The organism is Mycobacterium sp. 134 (assembly GCF_048282715.1).
Classification (GTDB): domain Bacteria; phylum Actinomycetota; class Actinomycetes; order Mycobacteriales; family Mycobacteriaceae; genus Mycobacterium; species Mycobacterium septicum.
On record NZ_JBLVUN010000008.1, the window covers coordinates 1364270 to 1388016 of the forward strand.

21 protein-coding genes and 1 tRNA gene are annotated in these 23747 nt (G+C 67.8%); 12 read left to right on the forward strand and 10 right to left on the reverse strand.

Annotated elements, in window-relative coordinates; all coding sequences use genetic code 11:
* Positions 1–149 precede the first annotated feature (149 nt).
* On the reverse strand, positions 150–1592 hold the full coding sequence (glmU, locus tag ACNQVK_RS11320; RefSeq protein ID WP_418034110.1) for a bifunctional UDP-N-acetylglucosamine diphosphorylase/glucosamine-1-phosphate N-acetyltransferase GlmU: 1443 nt from the start codon (positions 1590–1592) through the stop codon (positions 150–152).
* A gap of 86 nt (positions 1593–1678) precedes the next feature.
* Positions 1679–1750 (reverse strand) — tRNA-Gln (locus ACNQVK_RS11325).
* 85 nt (positions 1751–1835) lie between these two features.
* Between ACNQVK_RS11325 and ACNQVK_RS11330 the strand changes: the two genes are divergently transcribed.
* The 3 genes from ACNQVK_RS11330 to ACNQVK_RS11340 all read left to right on the forward strand — a co-directional run bounded on the left by ACNQVK_RS11330 (position 1836) and on the right by ACNQVK_RS11340 (position 3284).
* The gene (locus ACNQVK_RS11330; protein ID WP_044521714.1) at positions 1836–2429 is read left to right on the forward strand and encodes a TetR/AcrR family transcriptional regulator; all 594 of its coding nucleotides are present in this window, start codon (positions 1836–1838) and stop codon (positions 2427–2429) included.
* 89 nt (positions 2430–2518) lie between these two features.
* The gene (locus ACNQVK_RS11335) at positions 2519–2968 is read left to right on the forward strand and encodes an SRPBCC domain-containing protein (protein ID WP_418029592.1); all 450 of its coding nucleotides are present in this window, start codon (positions 2519–2521) and stop codon (positions 2966–2968) included.
* Positions 2961–3284, forward strand: a complete 324-nt coding sequence (locus ACNQVK_RS11340; protein ID WP_418029593.1) for an ArsR/SmtB family transcription factor — start codon at positions 2961–2963, stop codon at positions 3282–3284. Before ACNQVK_RS11335 ends, ACNQVK_RS11340 begins: the two co-directional genes overlap by 8 nt.
* Before the next feature lie 44 nt (positions 3285–3328).
* Here the strand turns inward: ACNQVK_RS11340 and lysA are convergent, their stop codons facing one another.
* Both lysA and ACNQVK_RS11350 read right to left on the reverse strand, forming a co-directional pair.
* Positions 3329–4669, reverse strand: coding sequence for a diaminopimelate decarboxylase (lysA, locus tag ACNQVK_RS11345; RefSeq protein WP_418029594.1), 1341 nt, complete (start codon positions 4667–4669; stop codon positions 3329–3331).
* A gap of 81 nt (positions 4670–4750) precedes the next feature.
* Entirely contained in the window at positions 4751–5317 is a 567-nt protein-coding gene (locus ACNQVK_RS11350) for a hypothetical protein (RefSeq protein WP_418029595.1), read from the reverse strand.
* 67 nt (positions 5318–5384) lie between these two features.
* Here ACNQVK_RS11350 and mfd point away from each other — a divergent pair, with 67 nt between their 5' ends.
* The 4 genes from mfd (at position 5385) to ACNQVK_RS11370 (ending at position 12247) form a co-directional block, all read left to right on the forward strand.
* Complete coding sequence (gene mfd / locus ACNQVK_RS11355; protein WP_418029596.1) at positions 5385–9017, forward strand: transcription-repair coupling factor; 3633 nt, start codon at positions 5385–5387, stop codon at positions 9015–9017.
* Between the two features lie 238 nt (positions 9018–9255).
* Positions 9256–9819 carry a hypothetical protein gene (locus ACNQVK_RS11360; protein ID WP_418029597.1) on the forward strand — a complete coding sequence of 188 codons (564 nt, stop codon included), beginning with the start codon at positions 9256–9258 and terminating at the stop codon, positions 9817–9819.
* A 191-nt stretch (positions 9820–10010) separates the two neighbouring features.
* Positions 10011–11150 carry a nucleoside triphosphate pyrophosphohydrolase gene (locus ACNQVK_RS11365; RefSeq protein ID WP_418029598.1) on the forward strand — a complete coding sequence of 380 codons (1140 nt, stop codon included), beginning with the start codon at positions 10011–10013 and terminating at the stop codon, positions 11148–11150.
* A gap of 287 nt (positions 11151–11437) precedes the next feature.
* Positions 11438–12247, forward strand: a complete 810-nt coding sequence (locus ACNQVK_RS11370) for a tat pathway signal sequence (protein WP_418034112.1) — start codon at positions 11438–11440, stop codon at positions 12245–12247.
* Positions 12248–12265: 18 nt separating this feature from the next.
* On the opposite strand, the gene ACNQVK_RS11375 is transcribed toward ACNQVK_RS11370, so the two are convergent.
* From ACNQVK_RS11375 to efeU, 4 genes are read right to left on the reverse strand one after another with little or no spacing between them, the layout of a single operon-like run.
* On the reverse strand, positions 12266–12919 hold the full coding sequence (locus ACNQVK_RS11375; protein ID WP_418029599.1) for a DsbA family protein: 654 nt from the start codon (positions 12917–12919) through the stop codon (positions 12266–12268).
* Between the two features lie 12 nt (positions 12920–12931).
* Positions 12932–14263, reverse strand: a complete 1332-nt coding sequence (gene efeB / locus ACNQVK_RS11380) for an iron uptake transporter deferrochelatase/peroxidase subunit (RefSeq protein WP_418029600.1) — start codon at positions 14261–14263, stop codon at positions 12932–12934.
* Complete coding sequence (gene efeO, locus ACNQVK_RS11385; protein WP_418029601.1) at positions 14244–15419, reverse strand: iron uptake system protein EfeO; 1176 nt, start codon at positions 15417–15419, stop codon at positions 14244–14246. Before efeO ends, efeB begins: the two co-directional genes overlap by 20 nt.
* The gene (efeU, locus tag ACNQVK_RS11390; protein WP_418029602.1) at positions 15416–16357 is read right to left on the reverse strand and encodes an iron uptake transporter permease EfeU; all 942 of its coding nucleotides are present in this window, start codon (positions 16355–16357) and stop codon (positions 15416–15418) included. The genes efeO and efeU overlap by 4 nt, the downstream gene beginning before the upstream one ends.
* A gap of 208 nt (positions 16358–16565) precedes the next feature.
* Here efeU and ACNQVK_RS11395 point away from each other — a divergent pair, with 208 nt between their 5' ends.
* From ACNQVK_RS11395 to ACNQVK_RS11415, 5 genes are all read left to right on the forward strand, one after another.
* A complete protein-coding gene (locus tag ACNQVK_RS11395; RefSeq protein WP_164480904.1) occupies positions 16566–17297 on the forward strand; it encodes a lytic transglycosylase domain-containing protein in 732 nt (243 codons plus the stop codon).
* Between the two features lie 84 nt (positions 17298–17381).
* Positions 17382–18665 (forward strand): phosphopyruvate hydratase, encoded by a 1284-nt coding sequence (gene eno / locus ACNQVK_RS11400; RefSeq protein WP_418029603.1) that lies wholly within the window; start codon positions 17382–17384, stop codon positions 18663–18665.
* A 27-nt stretch (positions 18666–18692) separates the two neighbouring features.
* Positions 18693–19394: an FtsB family cell division protein gene (locus tag ACNQVK_RS11405; protein WP_418029604.1), complete on the forward strand. Its 702-nt coding sequence runs from the start codon at positions 18693–18695 to the stop codon at positions 19392–19394.
* Entirely contained in the window at positions 19387–19878 is a 492-nt protein-coding gene (locus ACNQVK_RS11410) for a DUF501 domain-containing protein (RefSeq protein WP_418029605.1), read from the forward strand. The genes ACNQVK_RS11405 and ACNQVK_RS11410 overlap by 8 nt, the downstream gene beginning before the upstream one ends.
* On the forward strand, positions 19869–20813 hold the full coding sequence (locus ACNQVK_RS11415) for an exopolyphosphatase (protein WP_418029606.1): 945 nt from the start codon (positions 19869–19871) through the stop codon (positions 20811–20813). Before ACNQVK_RS11410 ends, ACNQVK_RS11415 begins: the two co-directional genes overlap by 10 nt.
* Positions 20814–20912: 99 nt before the next feature.
* Here ACNQVK_RS11415 and ACNQVK_RS11420 read toward each other — a convergent pair whose 3' ends face one another.
* Positions 20913–21989 carry an MPT63 family protein gene (locus ACNQVK_RS11420; protein ID WP_418029607.1) on the reverse strand — a complete coding sequence of 359 codons (1077 nt, stop codon included), beginning with the start codon at positions 21987–21989 and terminating at the stop codon, positions 20913–20915.
* A 195-nt stretch (positions 21990–22184) separates the two neighbouring features.
* Complete coding sequence (locus ACNQVK_RS11425; protein ID WP_418034114.1) at positions 22185–23744, reverse strand: radical SAM protein; 1560 nt, start codon at positions 23742–23744, stop codon at positions 22185–22187.
* Positions 23745–23747 lie beyond the last annotated feature (3 nt).

Sequence of the window (23747 nt, forward strand, 5' to 3'; positions counted from 1 at the left end):
GCGTTTCTGGTAGTTCGTAGCCGGGTTACCAGATTGCCAACACGAAACGTCGGATTGTCCGGCCCAGCGGCGCCGACTGTGGCGTTCGTGCACGCGTTTGCCACGGATTTCGTGCACAAGCGCCACGCTCGCGGCCGGTGGCGGCTGACCTACTCCTCGCGGGCCTTGCGCGCGGCCTCGGCGGCCGCCGAGCCCGGACGCTTGCGCTCCACCCAGCCCTCGATGGTGCGCTGGGCGTTGTCCGAGACCGCCAGCGCACCGGGCGGAACGTCGTCGCGCAGCACGGTGCCGGCGCCGGTGTAGGCCCCGTCGCCGACGTTGACCGGCGCGATGAACATCGTGTCGGAGCCGGTGCGCACGTGGGAGCCGATCGTGGTCCGGTGCTTGTTCTCGCCGTCGTAGTTGACGAAGACGCTGGAGGCCCCGATGTTGCTGTGGTCGCCGATGTCGGCGTCGCCGACGTAGGTCAGGTGGGGAACCTTGGTGCCCGTGCCGATCGTGGAGTTCTTCGTCTCGACGAATGCGCCGAGCTTGCCGTCGGCGCCGAGGATGGTGCCCGGACGCAGGTAGGTGAACGGGCCGACGGTGGCGCCGGCCCCGATCACGGCCAGCTGAGCGTGGGTGCGCACCACGGAGGCGCCGTCACCCACCTCGACGTCGGTCAGCGTGGAGTCCGGACCGATCTCGCAGCCGACGCCGATCTCGGTGGTGCCGAGCAGTTGGGTGCCGGGACGTACCACGGTGTCGCGGCCGATGGTGACGTCGACGTCGATCCAGGTGGTGGCCGGGTCGACGATCGTGACGCCGGCCCGCTGATGGCGGGCCACGATGCGGCGGTTGAGTTCGGCGCCCAGATCGGAGAGCTGCACCCGGTCGTTGACGCCGGCGACCAGCGCGCTGTCGTCGACGTGCATGGCCCGCACGGTCCGGCCGTCTTGCCGCACGATCGCGATGACGTCGGTGAGGTAGAGCTCATGCTGGGCGTTGTTCGAGCTCAAGCGGCTCAGCGCCGAGCGCAGGTCGGCGATGTCGAAGGCGTACACCCCGGCGTTGATTTCCCGGATGGCCCGTTGCGACTCGGTGGCGTCGGCCTGCTCGACGATGCCGATGACCTCGTTGTCCTGGGTGCGCAGGATGCGGCCGTAGCCGGTCGGGTCGGGCACCGTGGTGGTGACAACGGTGGCGGCGGCCGTCGCGGTGCTGTGGGTTTCGATGAGCCCGGCCAGAGTGTCCGCGTCGAGCAGGGGGACATCACCAGAGGTCACGACGACTGTGCCGGTGAATTCGTCGGGCAGCGAGCTCAGCCCGCATGCCACGGCGTGGCCGGTGCCCAGCTGTTGGTCCTGGATGGCGACGTCGATGGTGCGGCCCAGCTTGTCGGCCAGCTCGCCGACGGCGGGTGCGATGCGCTCACGGTCGTGGCCGAGAACGACCACCAGATGTTGGGCTGCCGCGTTGGCCACGGTGTGTACCGCGTGGCTGAGCATGCTGCGGCCCGCCAGCGTGTGCAGCACCTTCGGGGTGTCCGAGCGCATGCGGGTCCCGGCACCTGCTGCCAGTACGACGACTGCGGCCTCGGTGGTCGACACCATCATCCCCTTCTCTGCCGAGCGACCATGTCTGTACGCCGACACGCCGCCAACTGTGTCATTTTGCGGTCGCTCGCCGGGATCGTGAGCTCCGTCGCCAGGACTCGAACCTGAACTATCTGAACCAAAATCAGAGGTGCTGCCGATTACACCACGACGGAATGTCCGGGAGAGACTCTAGTCGAACGGTCTAGCCTGATATGCGTGGCAGCACCCGAGAAGGAAGTGCGGGCCCCCCGGGCCCGGATGACCGGCAACGAACGGCGACAACAGCTCATCGAGATCGCCAAGTCGCTGTTTGCCGAACGGGGCTACGAGGGCACCTCGATCGAGGAGATCGCCCAGCGCGCCAACGTGTCGAAACCAGTGGTCTACGAGCATTTCGGCGGCAAGGAAGGCCTGTACGCCGTCGTCGTCGACCGGGAGATGTCGGCCCTGCTGGACGGGATCACCTCGTCGCTGACCAACAACCGCTCCCGGGTGCGGGTCGAACGCGTCGCGCTGGCCCTGCTGACCTACGTCGAGGAGCGCACCGACGGCTTCCGCATCCTGATCCGCGACTCACCGGCCGCGATCACCTCGGGGACCTACTCGACGTTGCTCAACGACGCCGTCAACCAGGTCTCCTCGATCCTGGCCGGGGATTTCTCCCGCCGCGGTCTGGACCCTGAACTGGCACCGCTGTACGCCCAGGCGCTGGTCGGGTCGGTGTCGATGACCGCCCAGTGGTGGCTCGATGTGCGCGAGCCCAAGAAGGAAGTGGTGGCCGCCCACGTCGTCAACCTGATGTGGAACGGGCTCACCCACCTGGAGTCCGACCCGGTCCTGCACGAGGAGTAGGTCGACAAACTGCAACCCAAGGGTTGCAGCGCGGGCCCTTCATGTGCAACCCTTGGGTTGCAACAACCCCGCCAGAGAGGACCCGCGACATGACCACCGACTTCGACCGCATCGAGCGCGAGATCACCATCGACGCACCGGCGCAACGCGTCTGGGACTTGGTGAGCGAACCCGGCTGGTACATCAACGACGAGCGGATCACCGAACACCGCATCGATCGTGACGGCGACGTCGCCATCGTCACCGACCCCACCCACGGGAGGTTCGCACTGCGGACCGTCGCACTCGAGGAGCCGCGCTACGCGGCGTTCCGGTGGCACATCGACGCCGACGACCTCGACAGCTCATCCACCCTCGTCGAATTCTGGATCACCCCGGCGCCGTCCGGCGTGGTCCTGCGGGTGGTCGAGAGTGGGTTCGCCTCGCTCGACGAGTCCGAGGCCGACCGCCGCTCCCGGTTCGACGATCACAGTGGCGGCTGGCCGCTCGAGCTCGGCCTCGCCCAGAAGTATCTGGTGGGGGCCGCCGCCGATGCATGAGAATGCCTCGCCGGTGCAGGTTTTCGCCGCCCTCGCCGACGACAGCCGGTGGCAGGTTCTGGTCGCACTGGGCCGCAGGCCCGGGTCCGCGTCGTCACTGGCCGACGAACTCCCGATCAGCCGCCAGGCCATCGCCAAACACCTGAAGGTGCTCACCGACGTCGGCCTGGTGGTGGCCACGCGGGTGGGACGTGAGGTCAGGTACGAGGCGGTGGGGGCTCGGCTCAGCGAGGTGGCGCGCCGGCTCGACAGCATCGCGGCAGGCTGGGAACGCAGGCTCGCCAGGATCAAGGATGTCGTCGAGCGGGACGCCTGATCGGCGTCTCGTTCATCCCAATCGACGGGTCTTCGCGCAAGCGCTCATCCCAGATCCCGCGACAGCAGGTCCGCGGTCGTCTCGCGGCGCACCAGCACCCGAGAAGCGCCGTCGCGCACCGACACCACGGGCGGGCGACCCACCATGTTGTAGGTCGAGGCCATGCTGTGCTGGTAGGCGCCGGTGCATGCCACGGCCAGCAGATCGCCGGCGTGGATGTCGGCGGGCAGTTCGACATCGTGCACGATCTCGTCGCCGGCCTCGCAATGCCGTCCCACCACGGTGGCCACCATGGTCGGCCCCAGCGGGTGCCGATTAGCCAGGGCCACCGTGTATTTCGCTCCGTACAGCGCGACCCGCGGGTTGTCGCTCATGCCGCCGTCGACTGCGACGAACGTGCGCCCGCCGGGCTGGGACTTCACCCCGCACACCCGGTACAGCGTCACCCCGGCCCGCGCGCTGATGGCGCGGCCGGGTTCGACGACCAGGCGTGGCCGCGGGAACCGTTCGGCCGCGCACGCCGCGGTCAGCTCATCGTCGACGACACTCGCCAGCGCGCCGATGTCGAGGGCCGCGTCCCCGCGGACGTACGGAACCCCGTGGCCGCCGCCGATGTTGAGCTCGGTCAGCACCAGGCCGTGTTCGGCGCGGATGTCGGCCATCGCGCCGATCAACCGGTGGACGGCCTCGCCGTAGGGCGTGGGGTCGGTGATCTGGGAGCCGATATGGCAGTGCAGGCCAACCAGATCCAGGTTCGGGGTGGCCAGGATGCGAGCGGCGGCGCGGGCCGCACGGCGATCGGCCAGCGCGAAGCCGAACTTCTGGTCGGTCACCCCGGTGGTGACGGCGCGGTGCCCGTGGATGTCGATGTCGGGCGTGACCCGGATCAGCACCGCCTGGGGCCGGCGGGCCAGCCCGGCCAGGTAGGTGATCTCCATCGGCGAGTCGACCACGATCCGGCCCACCCCCACGTCGATCGCGTCACGCAGCTCGTCGCACGACTTGGCATTGCCGTGCATCACGATGCGCGCCGGGTCGACTCCGCCCGCCAACGCGGTCGCGAGTTCGGCGGCCGAGCACACGTCCACGCCGAGGCCCTCCTCGGCGGCCCACCGTGCGACGGCGGTGGTCAGCAGTGACTTGCCCGCATAGAACACCTCGGTCTGGCCGAGGGCGGCCCGGTAGCGCCGGGCGCGGGTACGGAAATCGGTCTCGTCGAGTACGTACGCCGGAGTGCGGTACTCGTCGGCGATGTCGGTCAGCGGCACCCGGCCGACGGTGATGCGGCCCTGCTCGTCAACTCCTGTGGTCAGCGGCCAGATGTTCGGATCGAGGCGTGGCCGGGTGGCGCCGCGAAGTGAAGGCAGGATGTCCAGCAAGGTCATGACTCCACAGTCGGCCCTGGCGGGGTCCGCGTCATCGGGCTTGACGATCCCTTGACGCGCAGGGGAGCAATCTTGACGGGCTCAGGTTCTGCCGAACGACGTCGTCCCGGTGGAGGTGGCGATGAACCCGTTGCCCTTCTGCGAGTCAGCCATCCGGCAGGCCAACCGGATGTCGTCGGTGTGGACGCAGGTGGCGTTGCCGAGGTCGAACCGTTGACCGGCGGGCAGCATCGGCGCCTCGTTCTCGTCGAGGCCGTCGACCGGACTGAGCGGTTCCTCGGTGCGCGAGAAGCTCATCGGGATCGCACCGTTGGTGGTGCCGTAGCTGAACAGGTGCGCGAGGTTGGCATCGTTGGGGGCGCCGACGAAGGGGCCGCGGCAGTCCAGCGCGTACATCGCCCGGTGCTGGGTGGTCATGCAGACGAAGCCGTCGGGCGTGCGGAACCCCTGCACCGGAAACCCCTGTCCCTCGCGCAGGACGTACTGCGCCGGATCGACGGCGGGGTAGGCGGCGAAGTCGGGCACGCCGTCCGGGCCGAGGTGCGTCGGCACCGACTCGTGCGAGGACTCCGGTTTCTCCCGGGTGAGCCATATCACCGCGAACACCGCCGTCAGCACCACAACGAGCGCTGCCGCCCACCGCTTCATCGCTCCATGATCGCCCCGGACAGAGCACTACGGAGCCGAATCCCGGGCCCCGTAGAATGGCCCCATCATGACCGCACCGGGGCACAACCATGTCCAGACCCCGATTGCGGGTCTCGTTGAGCTGGCTTTAACCGATCCGTCCCTGCAGGACGCCCTTCGTCGCGCCGCCGACCGACCCGCCGATCTCGCACTCGTCGGGCCGGCCAGTGCCCGCGTGCTGGTGGCTGCCGGGCTGGCCCAGCAGGGCCCGCTGCTGGTGGTCGCCGCCACCGGCCGGGAAGCCGACGACCTGACCGCCGAACTGCGCGGCGTGGTCGGCGATGCCGTCGCGCTGTTCCCGTCCTGGGAGACGCTGCCGCACGAGCGGTTGTCCCCGGGTGTGGAGACCGTCGGCGCCCGGCTGTTGCTGTTGCGCAGGCTGGCCCACCCCGAGGACACGACACTCGGGTCGCCGCTGCGCGTCGTGGTCACCACGACGCGTTCACTGCTGCAGCCGATGGCCCCCGACGTCGTGAGTACCGAGCCGGTGAGCCTCACCGTCGGGGACGAAGCCGAGTTCGAGGCGGTCATCACGCGGCTGGTCGACCTGGCCTACACGCGCGTCGACATGGTCGGCAAACGCGGGGAGTTCGCCGTGCGCGGCGGCATCCTCGACCTGTTCCCGCCCACTGCCGAGCATCCGGTGCGCGTCGAGTTCTGGGGCGACGAGATTTCCGAGATGCGGTTGTTCTCGATCGCCGACCAGCGGTCGATCACCGAGATCCCGGTGCAGAACGTGGTCGCCGTGCCGTGCCGCGAACTGCTGATGACCGCCGATGTGCGGGAGCGTGCCGCCGTGCTCGCCGTCGAGCACCCCACCCACGAGAACAGTGTGCCCGGCAGCGTGCCCGACATGCTGGCCAAGCTCGCCGAGGGCATCCCGGTCGACGGCATGGAGGCGCTGCTTCCGCTGCTGCACCCGGTGCAGCCCACGACGCTGACGCACCACCTACCCGAGGGCGCGCCGGTGCTGCTGTGCGACCCGGAAAAGGTGCGTACCCGCGCGGCCGACCTGATCAAGACGGGGCAGGAATTCCTCGAGGCCTCGTGGTCGACGGCCGCGGTCGGCGGGGATGCCCCGATCGACATCGAAGCGCTGGGCGCGTCCGGATTCGTCCCGTTCGACCAGGCGCGTGAAGCCTCCGTCGCCGGTGGTCACCCGTGGTGGACGCTGAGTCAGCTGCCCGACGGCAGGGCCACCGAACTCGATCTGCGGCCGTCACCGTCGGCGCGCAGCCAGCAGAGTCTCGACGAGATCTTCGCGATGCTGCGTGCCCACGTCGCCACCGGCGGGTACGCCGCGGTGGTCACCCCGGGCGCCGGTACTGCGCACCGTGTCGTCGAGCAGCTCGGCGAATCCGACATCGCGGCGGCAATGCTCGAACCGGGTGAGGCGCCGAGGAAGGGTGCCGTTGGTGTTCTCAAAGGGCCGCTGCACGACGGCTTGATCCTGCCCGGGGCCAACCTCGTGATCATCACCGAGACCGATCTGACCGGTAACCGGGTGACGGCCTCAGGCGGCAAAAGGCTTGCGGCCAAACGTCGTAACGTCGTCGACCCGCTGGCGCTGGCCGCCGGGGATCTCGTGGTGCACGATCAGCACGGCATCGGCAAGTTCGTCGAGATGACCGAGCGGGTGGTCGGTGGGGCCCGCCGCGAATACCTGGTGCTGGAGTATGCGTCGTCCAAACGTGGCGGCGGATCGGATCGCCTCTATGTGCCGATGGATTCGCTGGATCAGCTGTCGCGTTACGTCGGCGGCGAGGCACCGTCGCTCTCGAAGCTCGGTGGAAGCGACTGGGCCAACACGAAAACCAAGGCGCGCAAGGCTGTTCGTGAGATCGCCAGTGAATTGGTCGCGCTGTACGCCAAGCGGCAGTCGGCGCCCGGGCATGCGTTCGGCCCCGACACTCCATGGCAGAACGAGATGGAGGACGCGTTCGGCTTCACCGAGACCATGGACCAGCTGACCGCGATCACCGAGGTCAAATCCGATATGGAGAAGCCGGTTCCGATGGACCGGGTGATCTGTGGCGACGTGGGGTACGGCAAGACCGAGATCGCGGTGCGGGCGGCGTTCAAGGCCGTGCAGGACGGCAAGCAGGTCGCGGTGCTGGTGCCGACGACGCTGCTGGCCGATCAGCATCTGCAGACCTTCACCAACCGCATGGCGGGTTTCCCGGTGACGGTCAAGGGGCTGTCGCGCTTTACCGATCCTGCCGAGTCCCGCCAAACCATGGAGGGTATGAAGGACGGTTCGGTGGACGTCGTGATCGGCACGCACCGGCTGTTGCAGACCGGGGTGACATGGAAAGACTTGGGCCTCATCATCGTTGACGAGGAACAGCGGTTCGGCGTCGAGCACAAAGAGCACATCAAGTCGATGCGTACGCACGTCGACGTGCTCACGATGAGCGCCACCCCGATCCCGCGCACCCTGGAGATGAGCCTGGCCGGCATCCGCGAGATGTCGACGATCCTGACTCCGCCCGAGGAGCGCCACCCCGTGCTGACCTACGTCGGTCCGCACGACGACAAGCAGGTGGCCGCGGCGTTGCGCCGTGAGCTGCTGCGTGACGGGCAGGCGTTCTACATCCACAACCGGGTGCGCACCATCGACCAGGCCGCGGCGCGAATTCGTCAAATGGTGCCCGAGGCCAGGGTCGTCGTGGCGCACGGGCAGATGAACGAGGAGACGCTGGAGAAGACCGTCGAGGGCTTCTGGAACCGTGAGTACGACATCCTGGTGTGCACCACGATCGTCGAGACCGGTCTGGACATCTCGAACGCCAACACCTTGATCGTCGAGCGGGCCGATACCTTCGGGCTCTCGCAGCTGCATCAGCTGCGTGGCCGGGTGGGACGAAGCCGCGAGCGTGGATACGCCTACATGCTCTATCCGCCCAATTCGCCGCTGACCGAGACCGCCTACGACCGGTTGGCCACCATCGCGCAGAACAACGAGCTGGGTGCGGGCATGGCCGTGGCCATGAAGGACCTGGAGATCCGCGGCGCGGGAAATGTACTGGGCGCCGAGCAGTCCGGTCACGTGGCCGGCGTGGGTTTCGATCTCTATGTGCGGCTGGTCGGCGAAGCCGTGGAGGCCTACCGCGCCGCGGCCGACGGGAAAACCGTTGCCACACCGCAGGAACAGAAAGAGGTGCGGGTCGACCTTCCGGTCGATGCGCACCTGCCGCCCGAATACATCGGCAGTGACCGGCTGCGGCTCGAGGGCTACCGCCGGCTGGCCGCGGCCACGGATGAGGACGCGGTGCGTGCCGTCGTCGACGAACTCGTCGACAGGTATGGTCCGCTTCCGCGCGAGGCGCAACGCCTGGTTGCGGTGGCCCGGCTCCGGATGCTGTGCCGCGAGTACGGCATCACCGAGATCGGTGCGGTATCGGCCTCGACGGTGAAGCTGTCTCCGGTGGTGCTGCCCGATTCCGCACAGCTGAGGCTCAAGCGCGTGTACCCGGGCGGGCACTATCGGGCGACGACATCGACCGTGCAGGTGCCCCTGCCGCGCGCCGGCGACGGTGTCGGCTCACCCCGCATCCGCGATCTCGAACTGGTGCAATGGGTCGCCGGACTGGTCCTCGTGCTCAACGGGCAAACACCGGGCAGCGTCGACATCACCGCCGGACTCGATTCTTCGGACTGATCCCCTGGTAGTGGCGTCTTTTTGGGCACCGGTACCGGCCGAATCGCGCGAGCGCTGTTAACGCTGCGGCGCGGGGATCCGACACACATGTGGGGGGTCAAGGTATTGCGCAGTCGTCCACAGGAGAGGCGACAGGGTCGTCGACCATTCGGCGGTCATGCAATTTCCCAAACCGAACATCACGCGATTGCCGCCATTTGGTGGGTTCGTCGCGGTGACGCAAGGCGAAGGAGTGACCATGAACTTCAAGAAGTTCGCAGTAACCACATCAATGGCGGGTGCACTGGGCCTCGGCACGTTCGGCCTGGGTACGGGCCTGGCGCAAGCCTTTCCCGACGTGCCCCAGCCGCCTCCGATTCCCGGGCCGGCAGTGCCCGGTGTGAATGTTCCTGCCGTGAATGTTCCTGATGTGAACGTGCCGGCCGTGAATGCTCCTGACGTGAATGTTCCAAGTGTCAACGTTCCTGATGTGAATGTTCCGAGCGTGAACGTTCCTGACGTGAATGTGCCCAGCGTGAACGTTCCCGACGTGAATGTTCCGAGCGTGAACGTTCCCGACGTGAACGTGCCCAGCGTGCGGTTCCCCGAGGTGGACAATTTCTTCCGGCAGCCGAACGCACACATCGCGCCCGGGCAGCTGACGAATTCGCCGACCATCAACGGTGTTGCGAATCCGTTCTTCGGAATCCCGCCTGGTCAGCTCCAGACGCTGCCCACGGTGAACGGGGTCGCCAACCCGTTCTTCAACGAGACGCCGGGTCACTGGGTGATCCCGGAGGGCCAGTTCCCGCCGGAGTCGTAAGCCACGGCCTGTGACATGATGGCCGCCTTGCCTTCGGGCAGGGCGGCCATCCCGTGTGGGGACGGCCCGATGCCGGCGAATCACAGCATTGGCCGTGCTGACCAGGCGCGTCGCGGTCCGCCGCAGCCCGGCAATGTGTTGGTATAACCGAGATCAGCAATCTCGTCGAAATGGTGAGGGGGTGGAGCCCGATGACCGTCGTATTGGTCGACCCCCGCCGCCCGTCACTGATCCCCGTCGAGGCGGTCGGCCTGCTCACCGGTGATGTGCAGTACACCGAGGAGATGCCGGTCAAGGTGCCGTGGTCGCTGCCCGCGGCGAGGCCGTGGCTCTCTGACGCGCCGGAAGATGAAGCTGCCCCAGTTCTGTTGTCCTCTGACCCGGAGCATCCGGCGGTCAAGGCCCGTCTGGCGGCCGGGGACCGGTTGATCGCGGTCCAGCAGGCCCAGGCAGGGGAGCGGCTCGTGGACGCCGTGGCGATGATGGACAAGCTGCGCACCGACGGGCCGTGGGAGAGCGAGCAGACGCACGATTCGTTGCGTCGCTACCTCTTGGAGGAGACGTACGAAGTGTTCGACGCGGTGCGCGGCGGCAACGCCGACGAGCTGCGTGAAGAGCTCGGAGATGTGCTGCTGCAGGTGCTGTTCCATGCGCGCATCGCCGAGGATGCACCCGTCCACCCGTTCAATATCGACGACGTCGCCGATTCCTTGGTGCGCAAGCTCGGCAATCGCGTGCCGGCAGTGCTTGCCGGAGAATCGATTTCGCTGGACGAGCAGCTGGCCCAATGGGAGCAGCGCAAGGCCCAGGAACAGAAGGTGAAGGCCCGCGGGTCGTCGATGGATGACGTGCCCACCGGGCAGCCGGCTTTGGCTCTGGCGCAGAAGGTGCTGGCTCGTGTGGCCCAGGCCGGACTGCCCGCCGACCTCGTACCGGCGGCGCTGACCTCGGTGGTGGTTTCGGCCGATTCTGATGCCGAGAATGACTTGCGCAGTGCGGTTTTGGAGTTCATGGATACCGTCCGGGTGGTGGAGTCCGATGTCGCCGCCGGCCGCCGTGGGGAAGACGTTCCCGAGGAACTCGATGTGACGCCACTGGGGTCGATCACCGAAGACGAGTGGCGGGCGTACTGGCCGGGTGCGGTAGTCGAGCCCGAGCCCGAGCCCGAGCCCGATGCGGATGACGAGCTCGATGACGACGCCGACACGGAATCGGCCGACTCCGCCGATGTCGGCGGGGAAGCCGAAGATTCCAGCGCCGAAGACGCGCGCGCGGAAGCCGACGAAGCCGACGAAGCCGACGAAGCCGACGACACGGACAAATCGGACTGACCACCGAGCTGCCCTCATGTCGGCAATGGCCCGAGAGTCGCTGACGGGTCGGCAACTGCGCCGTCGTCAACAAGGCGGCGGATTGCTGCTTGATAGTGACTGCAATCCGCGGCGCAGTGTGCCCATGCAGCACGACATCCCGTTCCGGAGCGGTGCTGGTGGAAAACAGTGCTGGTGGAAAACAGTGGCCCGATACCCTGTCACGAATAGACAACGTCACGGTCTCGGCTCGGCATGGCCCGGCTGTGCGGACGCTGGATGTGATCGCCGAGCCCTACGGTGTGGCCATGCGGGTACTGCGGATCGCTGCCGTCGTCCTGGTCCTCAGTCTCGGAATGGTTGCACCGCAGGCCGTCGCGCAGTGTCCCACCACAGGTTGTGACCTGCGCTCGCGCATCGCGGCGGCGGACGCCTACCTGGCGTCGAGGCCAGGCACCGTCGGCTACGTGCTGCGCGATCGCGCAGCGGGCACGCGTTACGCCAATGCCAATGCGAACACGATGATCTGGACCGCCTCCACCATCAAGCTGGCGATGGTGGTCGATCTGCTGACCCGGGAACGTGCCGGGGCATTGCGCCTGTCGGGCAACGACCGGCAGCTGATGGTGAACATGCTGCGGAACTCCGACAACGACGCGGCCGATTCATTGTGGAGCCGCTACGGCGGAGCCGACCACAAGGCATTCAACGCGGGCTTCCCCCGCTACGGCATGACGGACCTGCGGCCGCAACCGGGATTCGGTGACGTGTTCCCGTACTGGGGCTTCCAGAAGTCCACCACCAACGATCTCGACCGGTTGATGAACTACACACTGGCCCAATTGAATCCGACCGACGCCTCCGCCGTGGTGACCGAGATGCAGCGGGTCGGCGGGGAACAGCAGTGGGGCGTGTGGGGTGCCGGACCGCCCATGACCCCCGGCAACAAGAACGGGTGGTCGCAGGAACAGGGCGGCTGGGTCGTCAACTCGGTCGGGTTCGCCGGTCCCCAACAGCGATACACGCTGGCGATAATGAACGGGCTCAACGGGCAGGGGGGTTACGACGAAGGCGTCGCAACCACCACCCGGCTCAGCCAGATCCTGCTCGGCGGATGACGGCGCCGCGCGGGCTCTCTACTCGGCCAGCGCCTGGTCGAAGGACGCGGCCAGGTCTTCATAGCTGTGTGGCTGGATGCGCTCGCCGTTGAGAAAGAACGTCGGCGTTCCCTGCACGCCCAGGGCGCGGCCGTCGGCCACATCGAGTTGGACCCGGGCGGCGGTGGCGGGGTCGCTGTAGGCCTTGTCGAATGCCGCCATGTCGAGGCCGAGTTCTCCTGCGAAGCCCCGGAATACCTCGTCCGCCGGATCCTGCTTCTCGCCCCACTGGCCCTGGGTGTCGTACATCTTCTTGTACATCGCCTCGAACTTGTCCTGTTGGGCGGCGGCTTCGACGGCGCGTGCCGCTCGTTCGGCGTTGTAGTGAGCGCCGAGCGGGAAGTAGCGGATGACGAAGTTCACCCGGTCGCCGTACGCGGACCGCAATTGCTCGATCGAGGGATACACCGCGCGACAACCTTCGCACTCGAAGTCGAGGAACTCCACGAAGGTCACGTCGCTGTCGGGAACGGAGTTCAGCCGGTGACTGTTCTCGCGTACCACCTGGCCGGTTTCGACGGATGCCACCGGCGGCGGGCCGCCGCGATCACGCACCGACTGGTACACGAAAACGCCGATGGCCAGCACCGCGATTGCCAATGCAGTGAGCAGTATTCGAGTGTTGCGCGTCATCGGGTCAATGCCTCACTCGAACAGCGTCGATCCCCAGTACCCCGAGGTGTCGCCGTCACGCAGCCCGGGAGGGCAGGCGAAGACGGCCGTCCCGGTGTGGGTGATGTATTCGTTGAGTGCATCCTTGCGGGACAGTTCCCGCTGCATCGGGATGAACTGCTTCTCGGGGCTGCGCACGAACGCGATGAAGAACAATCCGGCATCCAGGTGCCCGAAGCCGTCTGAGCCGTCGGTGAAGTTGTAGCCGCGACGCAGGATCTCGATACCGCCGAGGTGCTCGGCCGAGGCCAGCCGCACGTGCGCGTCCACGTCGATCTTCGGATTGCCCTTGCCGTCGGTGATCTCGAAATTGAGCTCGTCGAACTCCTGCTGCAAGCCGTTGGGGGCGCCGCTGCCCTTCTGCCGCCCGATCACCCGCTCCTGCTCCAGAAGCGTGGTGCGGTCCCAGTTCTCGATGCGCATCCGGATCCGCCGGGTGATCAGATAGCTGCCGCCGGTGAGCCAGGCCGGCCCGTCGCCCTCGGCCACCCAGACGTTCTTGTCGAGCAGGTCCGTCTGATCCGACTTGAGATTGTTGGTTCCGTCCTTGAACCCGAACAGGTTTCGTGGAGTGGCCTGGTCCCGGGTGGTCGACGAGGTGCGGCCGAACCCCAGCTGCGAGTACCGCACTGCGACCGTGCCGAACCCGACGCGGGCCAGGTTGCGGATCGCATGGACCGCGACCTGCGGATCGTTGGCGCAGGCCTGCACACAGATGTCGCCCCCGCTGCGGGCCGGATCCATGGTCTCGTTGGGGAACTTCGGCAGATCCTTGAGCTCGGCCGGCTGCTTGTCGGCGATGCCGAAGCGGTCCTTGCCGTCCTTACGGAAGAACGACGGCCCGAACCCGATGGTCAGGGTGAGCTGTGAGGCCGGAAGGCCCAGCGCCTCCCCGGTATCCGACGGCGGCGCATACGGGTTGCCGTCCACGGCGCCGCCGGCCTCGGTCTCCTCGCCACGCGTCATCCGCTCGGCCATCTGGGTCCACTGCTTGAGCAGTGCGACGACGTCCTCGCGGTTGTCGGTGGTGACGTCGAAGGAGCAGAAGTGCATCCGGTCCTGCGCCTCGGTGATGATGCCTGCCTGCCGGTCACCCCGGAATGGGACCGGCCCCTGCAGGGCACCATGCGGCGTGCTGGCCGCGGAAGCCCGGCCGGCCAGCGCACCTGCGCCGGCCGCACCGACAACCGCGGCCGTCACCCCGGCGGCGCCGAACAGCTTGCGCCGGGAGAATCCGGTGGGCGGCTCGGCGTCCGGTGTCGGAACGCCCGAGTCCGCTACCGAATCACTGGTGGGCGATGACACCTTGCACCTGGCTCACTTCCTTGCTCAGCGCGTCGATGGCGCGCGACAGTTCCTGGCGTTGCGGCTCGGTCACCTTGTCATAGGAGACGAAGCCGTCGCCTTCACGATACTTCTCCAGCAACTTCTCCACATCGGCGAACCGCTGGTCCACGCGCTTGCCCAGTTCGGCGTTGCGCTCATCGAGGATCGGTCGCACTGAGGCCACCGCGGTCTGCGAACCCTCGACGTTGGCCTTGAAATCCCAGAGGTCGGTGTGGCTGAAGATGTCCTCTTCACCGCTGATCTTGCTGGATGCGACCTCGTCGAGCAGCCCCTGGGCGCCGCCGGCGATCTGAGTGGAGTCGATGGTCCAGTCCGGCGCCTTCACGCCGGCCTCGAGCTCCTTGACGTCGGCGAGCAGCTGGTCGGCCAGCGCGTCGGCGTCGGGCTGCAGACCGGTGACCCACAACTGCTTCTCCAGGGCATGGAACCCGGTCCACTTCTGCCCCGGCTCCAGATCGGCCTCGCGCAGGTCGATACGCGGATCCAGATCGTCGGGGAACGACTCGGCGACCGGCTCGATGCGCTCGTAGTAGGTACGTGCGGTCGGGAACAGTGACTTGGCCTTGGCGACGTCCTTGGCCTTGACCGCGGCGACGAACGCCTCGGTGGCCGGGATCAGCGCATCGGTCTGGCTGAGCACGTAGCGCTTGTAGCTGTCGGCGGCTTCCTTGAACTTGCCCTCGGTGTCGATCTGTACGGCTTCGCCGGTGACCTCGAAATTGCCGCGGATGCCTTCACCGACCATGCCGGGCCGGCAGGAGGTCTGGTAGGTGCCCGGCTGGGTGAGCTGAACGATCAGCTGCCGCTTGAGCCCGGGGGAGATGTTCTCCACCTCGCCCATGACCCGCTCGCCCTCGCCATAGACGTAGAACTCGGTGACCTTGTTGCCGTTGTTGGTCACGACGAACGTGCTCGGCCCGGTCGTCGCGGTGGTCCCGGACAGTTTGCACTCGGTGTCCGAAGCGTCGACGGTGATCTGGGCGGTCTTCTGGGCGCCATCGCCACTCGCGCTGCCGCTGTCGGCCTCCTTGGCCTGGCAGGCGGTCATCGAGAGGCCGGCCAGCACCGCGGCGGTGGCCGCGAATCCGGTCTTGACGGCAGGGGTGATCTTCACTTGGTCGACCTTTCGGATGCGGTGGGGGTCTCCGGCTCGACGGTCGGCTCGGAGGAAGTTGAGGCACCGGCCGATGCCGCGCCGGCAGCGCGGATCGGCTTCAGGAACAGCGCCAGCACCACGACGATGTAGGCCAGCCACGCACCGAACTGCAGCACGGTCGGCGTGGGGTCGATATTGAAGACGCCCTGGATGATCTCGCCGTACCAGGCAGACCAGTCGAACGCGCCGCTCATGTCGAAGGCCTTGGCGCTGAGCCCTGGCAGCCAGCCGACGGTCTGCAGCGCCTTGATCCCGTAGGCGAGGATTCCGGCTGCCACCACGATCAGGAAGATCCCGGTGTACTTGAAGAACTTGGCGAGATTGATCCGCACGGCGCCCGCGTACATGCCGTAGGCGATCGCCGCGGCGATCAGCACGCCGATGATCAGACCGACGAGTGGCCAGAGCGTCTCGGCCTCGGCGTAGCCGACCATGAACAGCGCGGTCTCCACACCTTCACGGCCCACGGCGAGGAAGGCCAGCAGCGCCACCGCGATACCGCCGGTCTCCAGAGCCTGGGACATCTCGCCGCGCAGTTGGCCGGATATCGAGGCGGAAGCCTTCTTCATCCACAGCACCATGGTGGTGACGATGACGACGGCGATCAGTGAGGCGATACCCGCGATGGCTTCGGCGCCGAGTCCGCTGATGGTGTTCTCGCCGAACTGGATCACGAGGAAGACGGTGACGGTCATGGCGATTGCCGCGCCGACGCCCAGCCACACCCATTTGAGGGCGTCCCGGCGTTCGGACTTCACCAGAAACGCGACCAGGATCGACACCACGATCGCGGCTTCGAGGCCTTCCCGCAAACCGATCAGGCCACTGCCGAACACCTGGGATGTGACGTTGGACGCGGCCAGCGTGCTGGTCGGAACGTCCGAGATGGCAGTCATCAAAGCGTCCTCGTTCGACCGGGGTGAAAACACCATAAAAAACGTAGCCTTGCCTTGCCATAGCAAGGCGTGGCTCACCTTAGCAGGGGGGCCTGGGGGTCCGGCCGACTTCACCTGCCGTTCTTCCGGCACGGGCCCGTCGCTCGTCGCGTTCATAGCCGCGCATGCGACGATGGCCAATCAGATAGAGCGGGGTTGAGGGAGTCCGGTGTCGCCAGTGCGTTGGCTGCGGGCTGTCGCCGTAATTGCTGCGACAGCGCTGCTGTTGGCATCCAGCTGTTCGTGGCATCTGGGGACCCCAATTCCCGAAGGTGTGCCGCCGCCGGCCGGGGATCCGGTGCCCGCGATCGACACCTATGCCAAGGGCAGGCCCGCCGATCAGCTGCACGAGTGGGCCGAGCAGCGGGCACCCGCGCTGGGCATGCCCGTCAACGCCCTGGAGGCCTACGCCTACGCCGCGCGCGTCGCCCAGGTCGAGAACCCGAATTGCCAGCTGGCCTGGACCACGTTGGCCGGGATCGGCATGGTCGAGAGCCACCACGGCACCTACCGTGGCGCGATGATCGCGCGCAACGGCGACGTCACCCCGCCGATTCGTGGTGTGCAACTGGACGGGACCGCCGGCAACCTGCGCATTCCCGACACCGACAAGGGCAAGCTGGACGGCGATCCGCTGATGGACCGTGCGATGGGGCCGATGCAGTTCATCCCGGAGACCTGGGGGCATTTCGGGGTGGACGCCAACAACGACGGGGTGGTGAGCCCGGACAATTTCGACGACGCGGCGCTCTCTGCGGCCGGACTGCTGTGCTGGTACGGCAAGGACCTGTCCACCCCGCGAGGCTGGATGACGGCGCTGAAGGCCTACAACAACTCCGAGCAGTACGCCCGAATGGTCCGGGACTGGGCGACGGCATACGCGGCCGGTCACGGCTTGTGACACGTGTGACAAGCCCAAACACGCCGTTATGCGGACCACGATCTAGTCTCATCCCTACACGCAGGACTCAATAAGGAGAAGCCAGTGCCCATCATCGAGCAGGTTGGAGCCCGCGAGATCCTCGACTCCCGTGGCAACCCGACGGTCGAGGTCGAGGTGGCCCTGACCGACGGCACGTTCGCCCGGGCAGCGGTGCCTTCGGGCGCGTCGACCGGCGAACACGAAGCGGTGGAGCTGCGCGACGGCGGCTCCCGCTACGGCGGCAAGGGCGTCGAGAAGGCCGTGGAGGCCGTGCTCGACGAGATCGCTCCGGCGATCATCGGCCTGGCCGCCGACGATCAGCGTCTCGTCGACCAGGCCCTGCTGGATCTCGACGGCACCCCGGACAAGTCCCGGCTGGGCGCCAACGCGATCCTCGGTGTCTCGCTGGCGGTGGCCAAGGCCGCGGCCGACAGTGCCGCGCTGCCGCTGTTCCGCTACCTCGGTGGCCCGAACGCGCACATCCTTCCGGTGCCGATGATGAACATCCTCAACGGCGGCGCCCACGCCGACACCGGGGTGGACGTCCAGGAGTTCATGGTCGCCCCGATCGGCGCTCCTTCCTTCAAGGAGTCGCTGCGCTGGGGTACCGAGGTCTACCACTCGCTCAAGTCCGTGCTCAAGAAGCAGGGGCTGTCCACCGGTCTCGGCGATGAGGGCGGCTTCGCTCCCGACGTCGCGGGCACCAAGGCAGCCCTGGACCTGATCGCGACGGCCATCGAGGCCACCGGGTTCAAGCTCGGCAGCGATGTGGCCCTGGCGCTGGACGTCGCGGCCACCGAGTTCTACACGGACGGTACGGGTTACGCGTTCGAGAAGGAGACCCGCACGGCCGACCAGATGGGCGAGTTCTACGCCGGCCTGATCGACGCCTACCCGCTGGTGTCGATCGAGGATCCGCTGTCCGAGGACGACTGGGACGGCTGGGTCGCGCTGACCTCTGCCATCGGGGACCGGGTCCAGTTGGTCGGCGACGACCTGTTCGTCACCAACCCGGAACGCCTTGAGGACGGCATCGAGCGTGGCGCCGCCAACGCGCTGCTGGTGAAGGTCAACCAGATCGGCACCCTCACCGAGACCCTGGATGCCGTTGCGCTGGCACACAACAGCGGCTACCGCACCATGATGAGCCACCGCTCCGGCGAGACCGAGGACACCACCATCGCCGACCTCGCGGTCGCGGTGGGCAGCGGTCAGATCAAGACCGGTGCTCCGGCCCGCAGCGAGCGGGTGGCCAAGTACAACCAGCTGCTGCGCATCGAGGAGGCGCTCGGCGACGCCGCGCGCTACGCGGGCGATCTCGCGTTCCCGCGGTTCGAAGCCAAGTAACGCAGGCGTCTGCGCACCAACACGTCGATGCCCGAAGCGAAGCGGCCCGATCCGAAGAGACGGTCCCCGGCCTCCCGACCCGGCAAGCCGGGCAAGGCCGGGGAATCGAATCGGCCGCGCGCTTCGCAGCCCCGACGCCGGGGGGCCGAATCCCGCCCGGCGCAGGCCGAGCCGGTGGCCGATGAGAAGGTCACCAAAGCCATTGCGGTGCAAGCTCAGCAGCAGGCCGAGCTGCAGTCCGAACAGCGGTTCGGGTCGACGGCACGCCGGGCAGCGATCCTGGCCGCGGTGGTGTGCGTGCTGACCCTGACCATCGCCGGGCCGGTGCGCACCTACTTCGCCCAGCGCACCGAGATGAAACAACTCAAAGCCAGCGAGGAACGGTTGCGGACCCAGATCGCCGACCTCGAACAGCAGAAGGTCAAGCTGGCCGACCCGGTGTTCATCGCGGCCCAGGCCCGGGAACGGCTCGGCTTCGTCATGCCCGGCGACACCCCCTATCAGGTGCAACTACCGCCGGGGGCCATGGTGTCCGACCCGGGAACGCCGGTGCTGCCCGGGTCGACGGTGCCCGCCGGCCAGCCCTGGTACACCTCGCTGTGGCACACGATTGCCGATGAGCCGCACGGGGTTTCCCCGACGATCGGCGGGCCCCCACCCGCGCCGGGCGGACCGCCCGCACCGCCTGTTCCGCCGCCGCCTGCCGAGCCCAGAGGTCCCAATGGTTGATCCCGCCGACATCGAGGCCGTGACACGGCAATTGGGCCGGGAACCGCGCGGTGTCCTCGAGATCGCCTACCGCTGCCCCAACGGCGAGCCCGCGGTGGTGAAGACCGCACCCCGGCTTCCCGATGGTACGCCGTTCCCGACGCTGTACTACCTGACGCATCCGGCGCTTACGGCGTCCGCAAGCCGACTGGAATCCTCCGGGCTGATGCGGGACATGTCCGAACGCCTGCAAGAGGACGAGGAACTGGCCGCGGCCTACCGGCGGGCGCATGAGTCGTATCTGGCCGAGCGGGACGCGATCGAGCCGCTGGGCACGACCTTCACCGGGGGCGGCATGCCCGACCGGGTCAAATGTCTGCACGTGGTGATGGCCCACTCATTGGCAAAAGGTCCCGGGGTCAATCCCTTCGGTGACGAGGCGCTGGCAGTGCTGGCGGTCGAGCCGGCGATGGCCGGAATCCTGGATCGTGAGGTATGGGTTTGAGCAGGGTCGGCGCGATCGACTGTGGCACCAACTCGATTCGTCTGCTGATCGCCGACGTGGTGGACGGCAAGCTGCGTGACGTGCATCGCGAGATGCGGGTCGTGCGGCTGGGACAAGGTGTGGACGCCACGGGTCAGTTCGCTCCGGAAGCGTTGGCGCGCACCGAATCCGCATTGGCCGATTACGTGGCATTGATGGCAGAGAGTTCGGTGACCGCCGTGCGGATGGTCGCGACCTCGGCGGCGCGCGATGCAGGTAATCGCGACGAGTTCTTCGCGATGACGGCGAGACTGCTGGGCAAGGTGGTCCCGGGGTCCCTGGCGGAGGTCATCACCGGCACCGAGGAGGCCGAGCTGTCCTTCCGGGGTGCGGTGGGTGAACTCGACCCTGCCGCAGGCCCTTTCGTGGTCGTCGATTTGGGTGGCGGCTCGACTGAGGTGGTGCGCGGCGACACCGCTGTGCGGGCGAGCTTCTCCGCCGACATCGGGTGTGTGCGGCTCACCGAACGGTGCCTGCATTCTGATCCGCCCACCGCGGACGAGGTGGCGCAGGCTCGGGCGGCGGCCCGTGACGGCCTGGCCGAGGCGCTGCGGGTGGTGCCGGTTGAGGGCGCGCACACCTGGGTGGGTGTGGCTGGGACGATGACGACGCTATCGGCGCTCGCGCAGCGCATGACCGAATACGATCCTGACGCAATTCATCTGTCCCGCATCGGATTCGACGAGCTGCTCGGGGTGTGTGAGCAGCTGATCGGGATGACCAAGGCCGAGCGCCTGGCGCTGGGGCCGATGCATGCCGGCCGGGCCGATGTGATCGGCGGCGGCGCGATCATCGTCGAGGAGTTGGCGGCTGCACTCGGGCAGCGGGCCGGCATCGGCGAACTGGTAGTCAGTGAGCACGACATTCTCGACGGCATCGCGCTGTCGATCGCCTGACCCGTTTCTCGGAAACGCTTCTCTGCCTTTGGCATCCCCACAAAAAAACAACGGCCGAACGCGGTTGCCCGCGTCCGGCCGTTGCCGTGACTACCTAGATCAGGACGCCGTCCCGTGGTTGCTCGCCGGCGCGACCGCGGGGGCCGGGGCGGGCGTGGTGACGGCCGGCTGGGTGCCTGCCGGAACCAGTGCCGGTTCGGTGGCCGGAGCGCCCGGTGCCGGAGCGGCCGGAGCAGCCGGAGCGCCCGGTGCCGCGGGGGCAGCCGGAGCGCCAGGAGCGGCGGCGGGGACGGGTGCACCCTCGGCGGGCACGCCCTCGGCCGGCGGAACCGCGGCGGCGGCGTTGCCGGCACCTGCGGGAGCAGCTGCCGGGGCACCCTCGGCGACCGGGGTGCCGTGCGCGACCGGGGTCGACTCGGCGGCCGGTGCACCCGGCGCCGGAGCGGCCGGAACCGCTTCGGTGCCGGCCGGGGTTGCGGCCGGTGCGCCCGGTGCCGGGGTGGCGGCGGGCAGGTCTGCCGCGCGGCTACCCGCGCCCGTGCCGGCCGGTGCAGCCGGCGTGGCGGCGGGGGCGGCCGGGGTCAGAGCGGCCGGTGCGGCCGGGGTTGCGGCAGCCGGTGCGGCGGGGGTGCCGGCGGGGGCGGCTGCGGGAGCCGGACGCTTCGGCGCGCCGGCGGCGGCCGGGGCTGCTGCGGGTGCGGCGGTCTTGTTCCACACCAGGACGTCGTTGCCGCCTGCGTTGTAGACGACGGAGGTCGGCTGGTCACCGGTCACGTCGAAGTAGATCTTGCCGCTGGTCTTCTGACCCTGTGCGAGGGTGGCGGGGTTGACGCCCTGGGTGCTGGGCACCTGGAACAGCGCACGGTAGTTCTGGCCGTCGGCTGCGCGGATGTTGAAGTTGGAGACGATCGGTGTGACCGAGCCCTGGAGAGCCTCGTTGGTCGCAGTGACCTCCCACAGCGTGCCGTGCGGCGCGTAGTTGATGGTGTCGGTGCTGGGCTTGAGGTCGGTCACGGTCCAGACCTGGGTGCCGCCGTCCAGCTTGCCCTGGCCGCCGAGCGAAGCGGTGGTGACGGCACTGGTGTCGGCGTCGGCAAGCGCCATCGGGGCGCCGGCGACGATCGCCGCGGCGGCGATGGCCGCTCCGGCAAAGGCCGTACTGATATTCGTCTTCAAGGCATTCACTCCTGACTGGTCCAAAAGAGTTGGCAGGCCCCCCGGCAGTGGGACACCCACTTCATGGCAAGTTAGCAGCTTAAGAGGACGGTTAGGAACACCAGTTCGCAGTTTCTGCCATCGGTGCCTGGCAGAAAAGCCGTTTGACCTGCTTGTCGAGCTCGATGTGCGCCACGACCTGGTTTTTCGCCACCCCTATCGAATCTCGATGAGCGGTAATGCCTGCCCGGCCGACAACGACAGCCGTTGACGTCCGAGCGCCGGCCAGGCCTGGACGGCGCAGAACGGCGCGCACTGATGGTTGGTCGTATCCGGCTGCTGCGAGCGGGTACCGACGTGCACACAGCACTGAATCAGGCGCTCCTCGATCATCGTGGACATGTCCATGAACGGTTTGACGGTCAGTCGCACCACGCGCTCGCCGAGCAGCTTGCGGATCTTGCGGCGGCGGCCCGGCAGCGCCGAGGACGCCAGGGTCAGCAGTGTCCCCATACCCAGATCGCAGCTCTCGCAGATGGCGCGCCAGACGTCGCCGATCTGAGGATGCGACAGCGAGGACTGCTCCGAGAGCAGCCCGAGCAGTGACTCCTGCACCGCCATGCGCAGCTGGCGGGGGAGCTCGGTGTCGGCGATCCGGTTGGAGACCAGACCCAGCTTGTCCTTGAGGCTTTCGGTGCCGATCAGCGACACCAGGGACCGCCACTGGTCGCTGTCGTCACGGACCAGATACCCGACCGAACAGCAGTGTGGGTGCGAGCAGGGCAGTGCCGTCAGGTCGCGCCAGGTGACCGCGCCGTCGGTCTGCGGTCCCAGCCGTTTGAGCACCCCGGTGTGGGTGAGCCGGTTCATCGGGTCGATCGCGCCGGAGCGACCGGAGCCGAACTGCGGCTGGATGGTGAGCCCGCCGACGTACGGCGTGTCCAGGGCCAGGCGGACCATGTCCCCGATCTCGTCGTCGTTGACCCCCAGTGCGCACGTCATCACCAGGGTCGTGAAGATCTCCCGCTCGGAAAGCCGCCGGAGGGCTTGGCTTTTGGTCCTCCGCAGGTCGCCACCGCGGTGATGACGGTGGGCTTGCTCGGACAACCCGTCGTACTGCAGGTACACCTCGACGCGTTCGCGGTGCGCGGTGAGCAGATCGAGCAGCCGGTCGTCGTTGGCGATGCGGACCCCGTTGCTGTTGACCAGGATTCGGGTGATCGGCCGGGCGACCAGTTCATCGAGCAGCTCGGCCAGGTTCGGGTGCAGCGTCGGCTCGCCCCCGCTGAGCATCAGTACGTCGATACGACCGTTCTCCCGGGCCAACCGCTGGTCGACGTTGGCCAGCACGTCGGCGGTGGGCACCACGTGGCGCAAATCGGGTGAGCTGTCGGTGAAACAGGTCGGGCAGCGCAGGTTGCAGGTCTCGGCGATGTCCTCCAGCAGGATGCAGGTGTGCTGCGTCTGCATCTCTGGCAGACCACGCAGATAGGCCGACGGAATGGGGTCGAAGTTCCCGGCCATGTCAGGGATGTGGGCCTTCGTCGGGGCGGTCCACTCTTCCAGGTAGGACAGGATCTCGGGGTCCTCGTCGTAGAGGGTCCTCACCAATCCGTGTGTGCGGCAGCCACGTTCGAGCCAGACCTGCCCGTCGCGCTCGACCAGGATGCCGGCCAGCCGCGTGACGTCGGCCAGCGGGCGCTCGGGTGCCTCGTCGTGGCAATGCGGGCAGAACGCGGTGACGTACCGGTGCAGCCGGTCGCCGCGCAGCCCCATCCC